Raw genomic sequence first — 14,660 nt, forward strand, 5'->3', positions numbered from 1 at the left:
ACCTTCCTGTCAGATGGCGGCGAATTCTGCCGCGCGGGCCAGGAAGGCGTCCACCACGACGGGGTCGAAATGGCTTCCCTTTCCGTCGATGATGATCCCGACACTCCGTTCATGGGAAAAAGCCTCCTTGTACGGTCGGTTCGAACGGAGGGCATCATAGACATCTGCCAGGGCCATGATCCGCCCCCCCAGGGGAATGTTCTCCCCGGCGAGGCCCTCGGGATAGCCTGTGCCGTCCCATTTTTCGTGGTGGTACCTCGTGAGGGTGATGCCCATCTTCACCAGGGCATTTCCCGGGTATTCTTCCAGAACCCGTTCCAGGGTCCTGGAACCGATGGTGGTGTGGGTCTTCATTATCCGGAATTCCTCAGGGGTAAGCTTACCCGGCTTGAGGAGGATCCTGTCCGGGATGCCCACCTTGCCGATATCATGCAGGGGAGCGGCGTGGTAAATGTTCTCCACGAATTCGTCGGTGACGGTCTCCCGGAACCGGGGATCCTCCCTGAGGCAGAGGGCGAGCACCCTGCAGTATGACCGGCTCCGCTCGATGTGCTTTCCCGTCACGTCGTCCCGGGACTCCGCGAGCCTTGAGAGGGCGAGAATAGTGGCAAGCTGGGATTCGGAAATCTCCCTGACCTTTTCCCGGACCAGGTCCTCGAGATAATGGTTGTGCCGCTCCAGTTCCTTCCGCATGCGGCCGAGGTCGAGGTGGGTCCTGACCCTGGCGGCGAGTTCTTCTTCCTGAAAGGGCTTGGTGACGTAATCCACTCCTCCGGCCGCGAAAGCCCGTACCTTGCCTGCGGGGTCGTCCAGGGCACTGATGAACAGCACGGGAATTTCCCTGAGTTTTTCGTCCTCCTTGAGCCTCATGCAGATTTCGAATCCGTCCATCCCGGGCATCATGATGTCGAGAAGTATCAGGTCAGGCGCCTCGAGGGCCGCCGCTTTCAGGGCCATGCTCCCCCTGGGAAAGGCCGCGACGCGGTAGCCTCTCCGGCCGAGCAGTTCGACAAGGATGGCGAGGTTGGCCGGCGTGTCGTCCACCGCCATGATCGTTTCGTTTCCGGTCCTCTGGGGAGCTGTGTTATCCATGGGACGAGTCCTCCTCCATGCCGAGGATCCGGCTGAGCTGTTCGTAATCGAAGGCCGCCACAAGGGCCTGGATCCTCTTTCCCGCCGCTTGGTCATAACGCGCCGCTTCACCGGCGAGGTCCCTGAGCCTGAGGATGTCTCCCCTTTCCACCGCCCGGGCCATTCCGGAGCGCAGTTCGTCCGGAAGGACAATAGGGAACTCCTCGCCGGGAGCGGGGATAGACAGAGCAGCCCCCTTCAGCCCCGAGATTTCACTCCGGACGGCACGGTTTTGGGGCCCGATGCGGGAATCCCGGCCCGATGCCTCTCCGCGGCCATCATGAACCGTCAGCACCGGAAGGCGGACACAAAAGAGGCTTCCCTGTCCCGGTGTGCTCCGTACGGAAACGTCCCCTCCCAGAAGGGCGGCCAGGCGTCTCGTTATGGCCAGGCCGAGCCCCGTGCCGCCGGTCTCCTTCCCCGCAGAGGACTGGCTGAATTCATCAAAGATGGCTTCAAGGTCTTCCGGCGTTATTCCGGGGCCCGTGTCCTCCACTTCCACCGAGAGAAGAACTCTCCGGTCCCCTTCCTCTCCCCCGTTCCCGCCGGGGGGAACGGGTTCCGCCTGTGCCCGGAAGCCGACCCCTCCGATTTTCGTGAACTTGACGGCGTTCCCGAGGAGATTCAGCAGGATCTGCCGCAGTTTCCTCCTGTCGGAGGAGACGAAGATGGGAACGGTTTCCCTCCGTTCGTAGCCGAAAACCAGCCCCCTGGCTTCCGCCTGGGGCCGGAAGAAATCCGCCACGTCATCGAGAAGGTCATGGAGATTGAAGCCTTCGACGGCGAGTTCCATTTTTCCCGATTCAATTTTCGATAAATCGAGAATGTTGTTGATGAGAGAGAGAAGCTGGGTTCCGCTGTGGATTATGGTTCTGACCTGTTCCGCCTGGGCTGCCGTAAGTGCGGGGTCCCTGTCCAGAACCTGGGCGAACCCGAGGATCGCATTGAGAGGCGTGCGGATTTCGTGGCTCATGTGGGCGACAAAGGCGCTCTTGGCCCTGCTGGCCTGTTCCGCCACCTGGAGCCGTATGCGCTCCTGCTCGCTCCGCTTCCTTTCGGTAATGTCCGTGAGGGCACAGATGATCTCCGCCGGATTGTTCTCCCCGTCTCCCAGCACCAGGAGGTCGTCGTGAACCCAGATCATTTCTCCGTTCTTTCTGAACAGCCGGTATTCACGGACTCCTTTTCCCGCCCTGATCGCGGATACAGACGTGTTCCTGACCGCCTGAACGTCTTCCGGATGGACGAATTCCTCCCAAAAGCCGGGATGCATGACCTCATCGGGCGTGTAGCCGAGGAGAGGCGTCACGTTCTGGCTGATCCAGGTGACGGAATAGTCAGCAGGGTTAAGGGTGTACACGATGGAAGGGCTCACGGAAAAAAGATGGCGCAGCCGCCGCTCGTTCTGCTCCAGCTTCTCCTGGGCCTGGCGGCGGGCGGCATGGGTGAGATCCCTGGCCCTGCTCTCCGCCAGCAGAAGGGAGGTGAGGAGAACCGCCGTCACCGCCACGAAGGCCATGCCCTTGTAGATGGACAGGCGGGTCAGGACTCCGGGGGCAAGGTCCATATACTCCAGAAGCCGGTCGGAGAAGAAAATCCACAGGCCGGCGAAAAGGAGATATGGAAGAACGATTCTCGTGATGGCCCGGACGGCCTGCATCCTCATTGTTTCCCTGCCTTTGCGGCGGGGGCCCGAAGGAGAGCTGTGGCGTCAAAATCCGCCGCAGCAAGGGCACAGAGTTCAGTGACCGGGAAGACGCTCCTCATAACGCTTTACCTCCGCTGCGCCGCCTGAAATCTTTTAACCGGTGGAAGTCCCTGACTCCGGCGGAAAATGTTGAAGACAGGCTATTTGTACATCATCGCCGGGGAGAAAGTCAAACAGGTCCGGAGAACCTATACGGCAGGGGATTGTCCAGTACCGGGAAAAACCGGCAATCCTCCCCTGTTTCCCTCAGGCGGAGTCCTTTATACTACCCTGCGGCAGCTCGAAAGGAGGCTGAAACCGTGATTCGGTCCAAACCCGCGGCATTTACCCTGCTGGCCGTTCTCTGCATTGCAGGATACTGGTTTTTCAGCGGGCCTTCGGTCAATTCGTGGAAGATAGTGAACAATCCGCCCCTTGCGGCGGGGCCGGTGGTGGCCTTCGGGGACAGCCTGACGGCAGGCTTCGGATCGGGAGGTCCGGGCAGGGACTACCCGGCAGTGCTCTCGGGCCTGATAGGCCGCGAGGTGATCAACCTGGGCGTGAACGGCGACACCGTTTCCAGGGCCTACGGACGGATCGAAAAGCTCGAGGCCCTCTCCCCCTCCGTGGTGCTCCTGCTGCTGGGCGGGAACGACCTGCTCCGCAGGGCGAACCTCGACGAGAGTTTCGCCCTCCTCGGGGAGATGATCCGCCGGATCCAGTCCGGCGGTGCACTGGTGGTTCTTCTGGGAATCGACGGGCTGCCCCTGGCGGCTCCTCTGGGGAAGAGGTACCTGGAGACCGCGAGGACGACGGGAGCGCTGCTGGTTCCGGACATCCTGAAGGACATCCTGGGAAAGGGCTCACTCATGGCGGACGGCATCCACCCCAACGGGGAGGGATACCGGATCATGGCGGAGCGGGTGGCGAAGGCGCTGAAACCCTATCTCCGCTGAAGGGGTCAGCGGGGTTCGCCGTCAGGGCGGCCGAAAAAGACCATGCTGCTCTTTTTCAGCTCTTCCCTGCTGAAGAGGATGTCGTACTTCTCCACGGCGTTTTCGGCGGCGAAGGCTGACACGAAGGAGGTTATTTCCTCCTCGGTCCTGCCGTGGATCATGGCGTAGAGAGTATAGATCCACTCCCCGCAGGGGATGCGCTCGTAGCAGTGGCTCACCATGGGACTGGCGGCCAGTTTTTCTCCCAGTTCGTCCGTGGTGCCCGGGGGCGGGAGGAAAACCGCCATGGCGTTGGCGGCAAAACCGGAATTCTGGTGTCTCAAGACGGCGCCGACCCTCTTGAGTTTGCCGGAAGCCCTCAGCCCCCTCAGCCGTGCCACCACCTCGTCCTCGGGAATTCCGAGCCTGCAGGCGAGGGCCTGCCAGGGGTTTTCGCCGGGGGGGAGGTTTTCCTGAAGCTCCCGTACAAGCCGTCCGTCGAGATCGTCCACTGCTGTCACTCCTTCTCCATGTCGAAAAAGACCCTGAGCTTGAAGTGCTTCACCTTCGGGAAGGGATACACGGAGGAAAGGCCGAACCTCTCCCTGAGGGCCGCCAGCAGCCCGTCGATCTCCCCTGGGTCGCCGGAGGCGAAGGTGAACCACATGTTCAGCGGTCCGGAGCGGCGGTAGTTGTGGGTAACACCGGGGAAGGAATTCACGAAGGCCGCCGCGTCGCCGAAGATCTCCCCGGGAACGGCCGCTCCCACGAGAAGGCTCGAATACCCCATGGCGGCGGAATCGAAGACGCCGCCGATGCGCCGGATGACGCCCCCGTCGACGAGGGCGCCGATCCTCTCCGTCACCTCGCTCCGGGAGATGTCGAGATCCCGGGCGATTATCCCGTAGGGATCCTTCTCCAGGGGAAGGCCCTCCTGGAGAAGGTTGACGAGCTTCCGGCCCACGGAGTCCAGGATCATCTCCGGAAGCACCATGGCTCCTCCGCAAGATAGTTTCCGGTGTAATACCAGGCCCTGGCCCTGCACCCGCCGCATATCTCCCAGTGCCCGCACTCCCCGCAGCTTCCCCCGTAGGCCGAGCGATCCCGCAGCTTCAGGAACACGTCGCTGTCCCTCCAGATATCCTCGAAAGGCCTCTCCCTCACGCTGCTGGCCCTGACGGGCAGGTAGGGGCATACGTGGACCTCCCCGTCCGGGAGGACGCAGCAGTATGCCGTTCCTGCCAGGCATCCCCGGGTGAACCTCTGGGGAATGCCCATCTCCTTCGCCATGGGCATGAACTGGGGGGCACAGGTGGGCTTGATTTCCAGCGAGGCGGTGCCCTGTTTTTCCAGGACCGTGCGGATCATGGAAAAGTAGGCTTCCGAGGTGAGTTCCTCTTCTGCCATGGAGAGGGCCCTCCCCGTGGGAACGAGGAAGAAGGGATGGACAGCGTGGACGCCCATCTTCTCATAGTAGTCCACCATGCGGTCGAACTGGTCCAGGTTCCTGTCGGTGAGGGTGAGGTTGATCTGCACCCGGAGGTCCGCCGCGAGGGCGTTCCGGATCCCCTGCTGGGCGCTGTCGAAGGCCCCGGGGGTTCCCCGGAAGGTGTCGTGGTATTCCCGGTCCAGGCTGTCCACGCTCACGGCTACCCCCCGGAGGCCGCTCTCCGCCAGGCGTGCGGCCGTCTCCACGGTGAGGAGGGTGCCGTTGGTCCCCATGGCGGGCAGAAGCCCGGTGTCCCGGGCGGCGGCGACGAGGTCAAAGATGTCCTCCCGGAGAAGGGGCTCCCCGCCGCTGAAGATGAGGAGGCGGAACCCCGCCCTCCGGATGGAGGCGATGAGTTCCCTGCCTTCGGCGGTGGTCAGCTCCCCGGACCGGTCGTTTTCAGGCCCGGACTCCCGGTAGCAGTGCCGGCAGAACAGATTGCAGCGGCTTGTGGTATTCCATGAAATGAGCATTCCGCCCCTCCTACAGTCCGATTTCTCCGTCGGTGAGATAACAGGCCGGATCCGGCCCCCAGAAGTCCCCTGCGGCCAGGGCCCTGGCCCTGAGATTTCCGTTGCACTGCTCCTGCCTCCGGCAGGCGCCGCACCGTCCCCGGAGATAGGGCTTCCTGTCCCGCAGCATGGCGAGGAAGGAGTCCCCCTCCCCCCTCCAGATGTTCTCAAATCCCTTCTCCCGGATGTTTCCGAGAACGATGGACCGGGTGAACTGGTCGATGGTCACGTTGCCCTCCCAGTCCACTGCCCCGATGGCCATGCCTGAACGGTTGCCCCCGCTCCTGCCGAGCAGGCTGAAAATCCGCTCAGCCCGTTCGGGGTCCCTTTCCTTCATCTTCAGGAAGACGTAAAGGCCGTCACAATGGTTGTCCACCGTGAGGATCTCCGTATCCACTCCCCGGCTGCCGAAATCGAGGGTCTTTTCGATGAGGAAGTCCAGGGCGTCCCGGGTTTCTTCCGGGGCGAGATCCTCCCCCTGGAGCTCGCTCCCCCTTCCGGCGGACACCAGGTGGTAGAGGCAGACCCTGGAGATTCCCTCCTCTTCCACGAGACGAAAGATGGCGGAAAGCTCCCGCACAGTGGTCCGGGTGAGGGAAAGCCGGAGCCCCGCCTTCTGCCCGGCGGCCCGGCAGTGGCGGAAGGCCGCAAGGGTTTTTTTGAAGGCGCCCGCCGTTCCCCGAAAGGCATCGTTCACTGTTTCCAGGCCGTCGAGACTGATGCCGGCATAGCTCACGCCTGCGGTACGGAGCCTCCGGGCCGTGTCGCTGCCGATGAGGGTGCCGTTGGTGGAGAGCACCATCCGGAGCCCCAGGGAAGCGCCGTACTCCAGGAGCTGGAAGATGTCCTTCCTCATGAGGGGCTCCCCGCCGGAAAGGAGAACGGCGGGAACCCGGAACTCCGCAAGGGATTCCAGGAATGCCCTTCCTTCTTCGGAGGAAAGCTCGTTTCCCGATCCGGCGGGCGTCGCCGAGGCGTAACAGTGGCGGCATGCCAGATTGCAGGCCCTGGTGCAGTTCCACACCACTACCGGTCCCATGCCGGGTGCAGCCCCCGCAGAAACCGGGGTGCCTCCGTGATACCTGAGCCTGTCTCCGAAATGCTCCCGGTCCAGCAGCAGTTTTGTCAGGCTGATCAAAAAAATACCTCCTCCGGGCAAAGGCAACGGCCGGCGAATATGCGGGGCCGCGCCCGAAGAGCAAGCGCGGCCCCGGAGGAACGGAATGCGGAGAGCTATTTCACTTCGTCGAGGGAAATCCCGAGGGCGTCGGCCACTCCCTTGCCGTAGGCCGGGTCCGCCTTCAGGCAGTTCCCGATGTGACGCACCTCGATCTCCTTCGGGGCGTCGCCTATGCTGCGGGCGGTGTTTTCGAAGAGAACCTTCTGCTGCGCCGGGCTCATGAGCCGGAAGAGAAGCCCGGGCTGGGTATAGTAATCGTCATCGTCCTCCCGGAAATTCCACTGCCATGCCGCCCCGGAAAGGGGGAGGGGAGGATCCTTGTACTCGGGCTGCTCCTGCCACTTGCCGTAGCTGTTGGGCTCGTAGCCGATGGTGCTTCCCGCGTTGGCGTCCACCCGCATCTGCCCGTCCCTGTGGTAGCTGTTCACCGGGCACCGGGGCGCATTCACCGGTATCTGGTGGTGGTTCACCCCGAGGCGGTACCGCTGGGCGTCGCCATAGGAGAAAAGCCTTCCCTGAAGCATCTTGTCGGGGGAGAAGCTGATCCCGGGCACCACGCTGGCGGGGTTGAAGGCGGCCTGCTCCACGTCCCGGAAGTAGTTATCCGGGTTTTTGTTCAGCTCGAAGTGCCCCACCTCGATCAGGGGGTAGTCTTTTTTATACCATACTTTCGTCAGGTCGAAGGGGTTGTAGGGCATGTTGTTTGCCTGCTCCTCCGTCATGACCTGGATGAACATGGTCCACTTCGGGAATTCTCCCCGCTCGATGGCTTCATACAGGTCGCGCTGGTGACTCTCCCTGCACTTGCCGACGATGGCTTCCGCCTCCTGGTCCGTCAGGTTTTTTATTCCCTGCTGCGTATGGAAGTGGAACTTCACCCAGACCCTCTCGTTTGCCCCGTTGATCATGCTGAAGGCGTGGCTTCCGAACCCGTGCATGTGACGGTAAGAAAAGGGGATGCCCCGGTCGCTCATGGTGATGGTCACCTGGTGGAGTGCCTCGGGGAGGGATGACCAGAAATCCCAGTTGTTCTTCGCGCTGCGCAGGTTGGTGCGGGGGTCTCGCTTCACCGCGTGGTTCAGGTCGGGAAACTTCAGGGGGTCCCTCAGGAAGAAGACGGGGGTGTTGTTGCCCACCAGGTCCCAGTTGCCTTCCTCGGTGTAGAACTTCATGGCGAAGCCGCGGATGTCCCGTTCGGCGTCGGCGGCTCCCCGTTCGCCCGCCACCGTGGAGAAGCGGACGAACATCTCGGTCTTCTTTCCGGTCTCTGAAAAAATCTTCGCCTTCGTGTATTTCGTGATGTCGTGGGTCACGGTAAACACGCCGAAGGCTCCCGATCCCTTGGCGTGCATCCTGCGTTCGGGGATCACTTCCCGGTCGAAGTGGGCAAGCTTTTCCAGGAACCACACGTCCTGCATCAGCAGAGGTCCCCTGGGCCCGGCAGTAAGAGAATTCTGGTTATCCGGCACCGGCGCCCCGGTAACGCTGGTAAGTTTTTCCTTCTTCATGTCCTGTTCCCTGTCACTCATTCTGCAACCTCCTCCATTCTTTCCGGCTCATGTCTCTCCCGAAGAACACTCAGCGCATACCCACTTTCCCGGCAAACGGAGGAAAGAAAAAGAGGAAAGAAGGCAATTCCCGCCTGGGAACGGCGGGCTGGAAAATAAAAAACCATTTCAATCCAGAAGTGAATAACAACCATTTCAATTTTTTAAATTCTACACATAAAATTTTTCCCCGTCAACGCCTCCTTGTATTACAATAGAGATCCCAGCGTCATCATTTTCCGGAGAAAAGAGGGACCGGTCCATGAAAGAACTTCTGGAAACCGTGGTGGAAAACTGCAGGGATTCATGGAGGCAGGGGCATGTGGCGACCTACATCCCGGAACTGGCCAAGGCGAGGGCTGACGCGACGGGCATCGCCGTGTGGGATCTTTCATCGGGGCTTTCCGGCGCAGGGGACACGGACTTCACCTTCACCATGCAGTCCGTGTCCAAGGTGGTCTCCCTGGCCCTCGCCCTTTCTGAATGCGGCGAAGAGAAGGTGTTCTCCGCCGTGGGGATGGACCCTCTCGCTGACCCCTTCAACTCCATCATGCGCCTGGAGATGGATGCGCCCCACCGCCCCCACAACCCTCTCATCAACTCCGGGGCCATCGTGGTTCTTTCCCTGCTTCCCTGGAAGGAGAGCCGCGACCGAATGGCTGCCGTGAGCGACATGGCCGCGCGGATGACGGGCAGAAAGGCGGTGGCCGTGAACGAGGCGGTCTACCTGTCGGAGAAGGGAACGAGCGACAGGAACAGGGCACTGGCATGGTTCCTGAAAAGCGTGGGCAACCTGGAGGGCGACATCGAGGACATCCTCGACGCCTACTTCCGGCAGTGCAGCCTGGAGGTCACCTGCGGGGATCTCGCCGTGCTCGGGGCCACCCTTGCGGCGGACGGAACGAACCCCGTGACGGGTGAACGGGTGGTGAGCCCCAGGGTGGCGCGGGTGGTGCGGACCATCATGGCCACCTGCGGAATGTACGACGGATCCGGGGAGTTCGCCGTCACGGTAGGCATCCCGGCCAAGAGCGGCGTGGGCGGGGGCATCGCCGCGGCCGTCCCCGGGAGGATGGGCATCGGCACCTGCGGTCCCGCCCTGGACAGGAAAGGGAACTCCGTGGCGGGGCTGGCCATGCTCAGGAGGCTGAGCGAGGAACTGAAGCTGAGGATTTACTGAGAGGAAAACCTGTCACGGACTCAACTTATTTGAAGGAAAGGCTGATGGATATGACGATAGTAACGAAAATCGAAGGCTTCACCCTACGGCAGGCTGTGAAAGAGGACGTGCCGGCTCTTCTCTCCCTGATACGGGAGCTGGCGGTGTACGAAAAACTCGAGGACCAGGTGACGGCCACGGAGGAGAGCCTGGAAGTGAGCCTCTTCGGCATACGGCCCGGGGCCACGACCCTTCTGGGGGAATGGCAGGGGAAACCGGTGGCCTATGCTGTTTTCTTCCACAACTTCTCTACCTTTGCAGGCAGGCTCGGGCTCTACCTCGAAGACGTGTACGTGAAGCCCGAAATGCGGGGGAGGGGGATGGGCAAGGCCATTCTCTCCTACCTGGCGTGCCTGGCGAAAGAACGGGGATGCGCCCGGTTCGAATGGGCGGTCCTGGACTGGAACGCTCCGTCCATCGAGTTTTACCGTTCTCTCGGCGCCGAACCCCTTGACGGATGGACGGTGTTCCGCCTGACCGGAGAAGCCCTGGACAGGCTCGCGAAGAACTAGCACCCGGCCCGGGACCTCTTGAGGCCCCGGGCACGGCCGGTCTTCAATCGCAGAGGGCCGCCGCAATTTCCTTTACGGGCAGCATCCGTTCGCTCGGGTAGATGCTGTGGCTGATTGAAAGCTGCTCCGCTAAACCCTGTTCCACAAGGGGGGCAAAGAAGTTGGCGCCGCCGTAGACGAGCATATAGCCCCTGTTCCGGTCCTTGTAGGACATCCTGTAGGACTGGGGAATCTGAGCCCTGACCTCCACGAGGCCCGAGAAGAGACTTTCGTCGAGGCTCTCCAGAATCGACTTCACTTCATCGTAAAAAACCGCGGGGAACGTCTTGATGGCGGCTGTGACAAGCCCCGACCCCGCCGCGACGACGCCGGAGACCGACGTGTATTTTCCCCGTATGAGAAGCTCTCCGGGGCTGAGGGTCGTTCCTGAATGGGAGATGATGTCGGCAATGCCCCTGGGACGGCCGTCCTCTACCCTGTAGAGGAACGTGGCGCTCGTCTCGGTGGGAATCCGCGCCTGCTGGAGCATGATGTCGTAATTTCTGCCGGACACCCCGATGAGGGCGTTCTTCCCTTCGGGGACCTCGCAGTTCCACATCCTTTCCCCGGCATGGAGCATACCGAGCCTGGAAGAGAGTATGACCCCGCTGCCTGAAGCCTGTGACAGCATTTCCAAGGCTTCACCGGTCTTTCCCCTGTCCACGAGGAGCGTGTTGACCATAATGCTCCCCTTTCCGGTCCGGGCATCGTAATCGCAGTCAAGGGAAAGGCGCTCCGTCTCCATGGCGAGACCTCCCACCCTGTCGAAAACAAGGAGCATCTTCGCTTCCTCCACACCCTCCGGCGAGAGCATGACTCCCCTGTTTCCATAGCGGCGCACAAAGCCGTTTTTCTCCAGGTTCGTGAGATGGTACCTGATGGTCCTGGTTTCCACATCCACGCCTCTCCTGTTGAGGGCGGTACGAAGATCCGCCGTGGTCTGGAGTTTTCCCGAAAAATAAAGGACCCTGAGTATCTCAATGACAGTCTCGGGGTATTCGTCTGATTCGAACATGGGTCACCCTCCCTCGCCAGAGCTTCAATTCTTTTTTCGGACTTCGGTAATTGAATTCCGGATTTTTTCTTCCTTAAAAACCGCTTTGACCGCGAAACCGCACGCCTTAACGCCAGAAGATACATGCAATTGCCCTGCTTTATTTATACCACCCAAACCACCCATTGACAATGCACTCCCACTATGGGTATCATCCTTCCAAGAGTTACGGAAATAGATTTCCGTTTTGAGTAATTTTCCAGGATGCATACAATAAAAACCACGGAAGGAGACATATCCATGAGGAAAGTTTCTCTGCTGGTTTCGACGGGCAACCTTGGAGACAACATCATCGAGAAGGGAACCTTCTACGAGGGTGTCAAAAGGGATATCGACTGCTTCGGGGCCGACGCGGGAACTGCCGATGCCGGCCCCACGTTTTTGGGGGCGGACATGCCCCACAACCCCATCGAGTGGGAGCGTCACGACCTGGAGATCACCCTCGTGGAGGCCCGGAAGAAGAAGGTGCCCATGATCGTGGGCTCCTGCAGCACCACCGGCACGGACAGGGGGGTCAACCTCTACGCCGACATTATCCGCTCCGTGGCGAAGGAACGGAAGATGGAGCCCTTCACCATGGCCCTCATCTACTCCCAGATACCCATGGAGACTCTCCGGGAGCGGGTGGGGAAAGGGGCAACGGAACCCCTGGGGGCGTCCTTCCCCCTGACGGACGACGTCCTGGACAACACCACCAACGTCACGGCCAGCATGGGGGTGGAGCAGATCATGCACGCCCTGGAAAAGGGAGCGGACGTGATCATCGCCGGGCGGGCCTGCGACGACGCGGTGCTTGCCGCCTATCCCGTCTTCAAAGGTTTCGACAGGGGAGTGAGTCTCCACATGGGGAAGGCCGCCGAATGCGCCTCCCTCGTCTGCTGGCCCCAGAAGGTGAAGGAATCCATCATCGGGACGGTGTACGACGACCACTTCACCATCGAGCCCATCCACCCGGACCAGCAGGCCACCCCCCACAGTGTGGCCGCCCACTCCATGTACGAGCGGACCAACCCCTTCATCCAGGCCCTCCCCGGAGGCATCCTCGACATGCACGCCAGCAAATACGAGGCCCAGACGGACCGGATCTGCAAAGTCACGGGCAGCCTTTTCGTCCCCTCCCCCGACGGCAGCTACAAGGTCAAGCTCGAAGGGGCCGGAGAGGCGGGTCATAGAGTATACCATCTCGTAGGCATCCGGGACACCAGGGCCATCGCCCACCTCGACCAGATCCTCGCCGACACCCGGAAGAAGGTCTCGGACATCATCGGGCCCGCGCGGGACGACCAGTACGAACTCTTCTTCCACCCCTACGGAAAGAACGCCGTCATGAAGGAGAACGAGCCCGTGGAGATCACCCGGTCCCACGAGGTCGCCATCGTCATCGAGGTCATCTCCAGGGACATCGAGCTGGCCACCTCCGTCGCCAAGTGCGCCAAGTTCCGGTTCTTCTACATGAGCTATCCGGGCCAGATGAACTCCTCGGGGGGATCCGTGGCCCTCGTCACCGACGAGCCCCTCTTCCCGAAGAACAAATGCTACCAGTGGACGGTGGACCATCTTCTCACCCTGAAGGATCCCCTGGATCCCGGCATCTTCCGGTACACCTTCGAGACCGTGCCGGGAGCGTAGGCCATGGAAGCACAGGTGACGAAGACGCTGCTCACGGAACTGGCGGACTTCTACGCCTCCCTCGGCCCCGGGGATATCCCCGGGAACGTGCTGGAGAAGGCCCGGAGGGTGCTCATGGACTTCCTCTGCGAGACCGCCGCCGGGTTTCACGAAGGGGAGCTGGCGGCCATCGCCATAGAGTACGCCAGGGAGACCGGCGGCAGGGAGGAAGCCACCATCCTCTGCGACGGAAGCAAAGTTCCCGCGCCCTGGGCGGCCCTTGCCACGGGGATCATGGCCCACTCCATCGAGCTGGACGACGGGCACCGGTGGGGCACGTCCCACCCGGCCGTGGCGGTCATTCCCGCCGTTCTGGCCATGGGGGAAAAAATGCGTTCTTCCTTTCCCGACATCCTGAAGGGGATCGCCGTCGGGTACGACGCCATGCTCAGGGCGGCCCGGTCCATCAACCCTTCCCACCTGAAGCGGGGCTTCCACTCCACCGGGACCTGCGGCTCCATCGGGGCCGCCGCCGGGTGCGCCTCCATCCTGGGCCTGGCGGGCAAACAGTTCGCCTACGCCATGTCCATGGGAGGGCTCCAGAGCGCGGGGCTCCAGGAGATGCTCCACGACCACCCGGGGATCAAGCCCCTGCAGCCCGGAAAATCGGCCATGGCGGGAGTGCTTTCGGCGGAGTTCGCCCTCCGGGGGGCCCGGTCACCCCGCACCCTCTTTGAGGGACAGCACGGTTGGTTCAAGGCCATGTGCGCCGGCGAATATTCCGAAGAAGCCCTCACCGGCGACCTCGGGAAGCGGTGGGAGATCCTGCTGACCTACACCAAGCTCTACCCCACCTGCAGGCACTGCCACGCCGCCATCGACCTGGCGAGGGAAGCCCGGAAGGTTCTGGGGTGCACGGAGCGGGACGTGGAATCCATCCGCGTGAAGACCTACAGGCTCGGCATCGTGGAAGTGGGGCAGATCTTCCTTCCCGCCACCTTCGAGGAGGCCATGTTCAGTCTGCCCTTCTCCCTCGCCGTGGCCCTCAGGAAGGGGAACGTCACCCTCCAGGACTATACGCCCGAACTCCTTGCCGACGAAGAGCTGAGGCGGGTCGCCTCGGCCGTGACGATCGAGGAGGACGAGCACATGAACGCCCTGTACCCCGAGGAGCGGGGGGCGTGGCTGCGCCTCGTCCTGAAGGACGGCAGGAGCTTCGGGAAGGGAATCCCCGTGGCGAAGGGCGAACCGGAGAACCCCGTCACCGACGGGGACCTTCGGGAAAAGCTGACGGCCATGCTGGCCCCCTACTATCCGGAAGAATTCGTATCGGGCCTCTGGGATATCTGCATAGAGTCCGCCCCCGGCGCAGCCGGGTACGGGCAAATACTCGACCATTTCGGGAGGTTTCATACGCCATGAAGACCATGAACATCTGCAGCCTGGCCAGAACGATCAGGAGCAAGAACGCGGGCAGCTTCATGATCACCCTCGAGATCATCTTCGCCGACCGGAGGATCTACGAGAGGGTCAAAGAGTCGGGAGCCGTGACGCAAAAGTCCATAGCCGCCGCCTACGGCCTTCCCGAGGACAATATCCTGGATTTCATGTTCTTCGACCCCGGCATGGGGATCAAGGCGAACATCAAGAGAAAGATCCCCAGCGGCGGCCCCGGGGAGACGGATGTGTACGGATGCCAGCAGTACGCCCCTCTCTTCTCCCTCGAAGTCCCCTGGGAGGACTGAGA

Annotated in this window: 14 protein-coding genes; 6 read left to right on the forward strand and 8 right to left on the reverse strand. The window is 61.8% G+C overall.

Annotated elements, in window-relative coordinates:
• Positions 1-9: 9 nt before the first annotated feature.
• Together C8D99_RS02380 and C8D99_RS02385 are read right to left on the reverse strand one after the other, a co-directional pair.
• Positions 10-1,092 carry an HD-GYP domain-containing protein gene (locus tag C8D99_RS02380; protein WP_133956006.1) on the reverse strand — a complete coding sequence of 361 codons (1,083 nt, stop codon included), beginning with the start codon at positions 1,090-1,092 and terminating at the stop codon, positions 10-12.
• Positions 1,085-2,797 (reverse strand): PAS domain-containing sensor histidine kinase, encoded by a 1,713-nt coding sequence (locus tag C8D99_RS02385; RefSeq protein WP_133956008.1) that lies wholly within the window; start codon positions 2,795-2,797, stop codon positions 1,085-1,087. The genes C8D99_RS02380 and C8D99_RS02385 overlap by 8 nt, the downstream gene beginning before the upstream one ends.
• 341 nt (positions 2,798-3,138) lie before the next feature.
• Between C8D99_RS02385 and C8D99_RS02390 the strand changes: the two genes are divergently transcribed.
• Positions 3,139-3,774, forward strand: coding sequence for a GDSL-type esterase/lipase family protein (locus tag C8D99_RS02390; protein WP_166669963.1), 636 nt, complete (start codon positions 3,139-3,141; stop codon positions 3,772-3,774).
• 5 nt (positions 3,775-3,779) lie between these two features.
• Here C8D99_RS02390 and ahbB read toward each other — a convergent pair whose 3' ends face one another.
• The 5 genes from ahbB to C8D99_RS02415 form a co-directional block, all read right to left on the reverse strand.
• The gene (gene ahbB, locus C8D99_RS02395) at positions 3,780-4,265 is read right to left on the reverse strand and encodes a siroheme decarboxylase subunit beta (RefSeq protein ID WP_133956012.1); all 486 of its coding nucleotides are present in this window, start codon (positions 4,263-4,265) and stop codon (positions 3,780-3,782) included.
• Positions 4,266-4,270: 5 nt separating this feature from the next.
• Positions 4,271-4,747: an Lrp/AsnC family transcriptional regulator gene (locus C8D99_RS02400; RefSeq protein ID WP_133956014.1), complete on the reverse strand. Its 477-nt coding sequence runs from the start codon at positions 4,745-4,747 to the stop codon at positions 4,271-4,273.
• Positions 4,729-5,715: a radical SAM/SPASM domain-containing protein gene (locus tag C8D99_RS02405; RefSeq protein ID WP_133956016.1), complete on the reverse strand. Its 987-nt coding sequence runs from the start codon at positions 5,713-5,715 to the stop codon at positions 4,729-4,731. Before C8D99_RS02405 ends, C8D99_RS02400 begins: the two co-directional genes overlap by 19 nt.
• Positions 5,716-5,725: 10 nt before the next feature.
• On the reverse strand, positions 5,726-6,892 hold the full coding sequence (locus C8D99_RS02410) for a radical SAM protein (protein WP_133956018.1): 1,167 nt from the start codon (positions 6,890-6,892) through the stop codon (positions 5,726-5,728).
• A 95-nt stretch (positions 6,893-6,987) separates the two neighbouring features.
• Positions 6,988-8,442 carry a catalase gene (locus C8D99_RS02415; protein WP_133956305.1) on the reverse strand — a complete coding sequence of 485 codons (1,455 nt, stop codon included), beginning with the start codon at positions 8,440-8,442 and terminating at the stop codon, positions 6,988-6,990.
• Between the two features lie 301 nt (positions 8,443-8,743).
• Between C8D99_RS02415 and glsA the strand changes: the two genes are divergently transcribed.
• Both glsA and C8D99_RS02425 read left to right on the forward strand, forming a co-directional pair.
• Positions 8,744-9,661, forward strand: a complete 918-nt coding sequence (glsA, locus tag C8D99_RS02420; RefSeq protein ID WP_133956020.1) for a glutaminase A — start codon at positions 8,744-8,746, stop codon at positions 9,659-9,661.
• Between the two features lie 50 nt (positions 9,662-9,711).
• Entirely contained in the window at positions 9,712-10,212 is a 501-nt protein-coding gene (locus C8D99_RS02425; protein WP_208321043.1) for a GNAT family N-acetyltransferase, read from the forward strand.
• A gap of 43 nt (positions 10,213-10,255) precedes the next feature.
• Here the strand turns inward: C8D99_RS02425 and C8D99_RS02430 are convergent, their stop codons facing one another.
• On the reverse strand, positions 10,256-11,266 hold the full coding sequence (locus C8D99_RS02430; RefSeq protein ID WP_133956024.1) for an NrpR regulatory domain-containing protein: 1,011 nt from the start codon (positions 11,264-11,266) through the stop codon (positions 10,256-10,258).
• A gap of 279 nt (positions 11,267-11,545) precedes the next feature.
• Between C8D99_RS02430 and C8D99_RS02435 the strand changes: the two genes are divergently transcribed.
• From C8D99_RS02435 to C8D99_RS02445, 3 genes are read left to right on the forward strand one after another with little or no spacing between them, the layout of a single operon-like run.
• Positions 11,546-12,934 (forward strand): acyclic terpene utilization AtuA family protein, encoded by a 1,389-nt coding sequence (locus C8D99_RS02435; RefSeq protein WP_133956026.1) that lies wholly within the window; start codon positions 11,546-11,548, stop codon positions 12,932-12,934.
• Between the two features lie 3 nt (positions 12,935-12,937).
• Positions 12,938-14,335 (forward strand): MmgE/PrpD family protein, encoded by a 1,398-nt coding sequence (locus C8D99_RS02440; RefSeq protein WP_133956028.1) that lies wholly within the window; start codon positions 12,938-12,940, stop codon positions 14,333-14,335.
• Entirely contained in the window at positions 14,332-14,658 is a 327-nt protein-coding gene (locus C8D99_RS02445; RefSeq protein ID WP_133956030.1) for a DUF4387 domain-containing protein, read from the forward strand. The genes C8D99_RS02440 and C8D99_RS02445 overlap by 4 nt, the downstream gene beginning before the upstream one ends.
• The last annotated feature ends 2 nt before the right edge of the window (positions 14,659-14,660 follow it).

The sequence above is a fragment of the Aminivibrio pyruvatiphilus genome (genome assembly GCF_004366815.1).
In the GTDB taxonomy this organism is placed as follows: Bacteria; Synergistota; Synergistia; order Synergistales; family Aminobacteriaceae; genus Aminivibrio; species Aminivibrio pyruvatiphilus.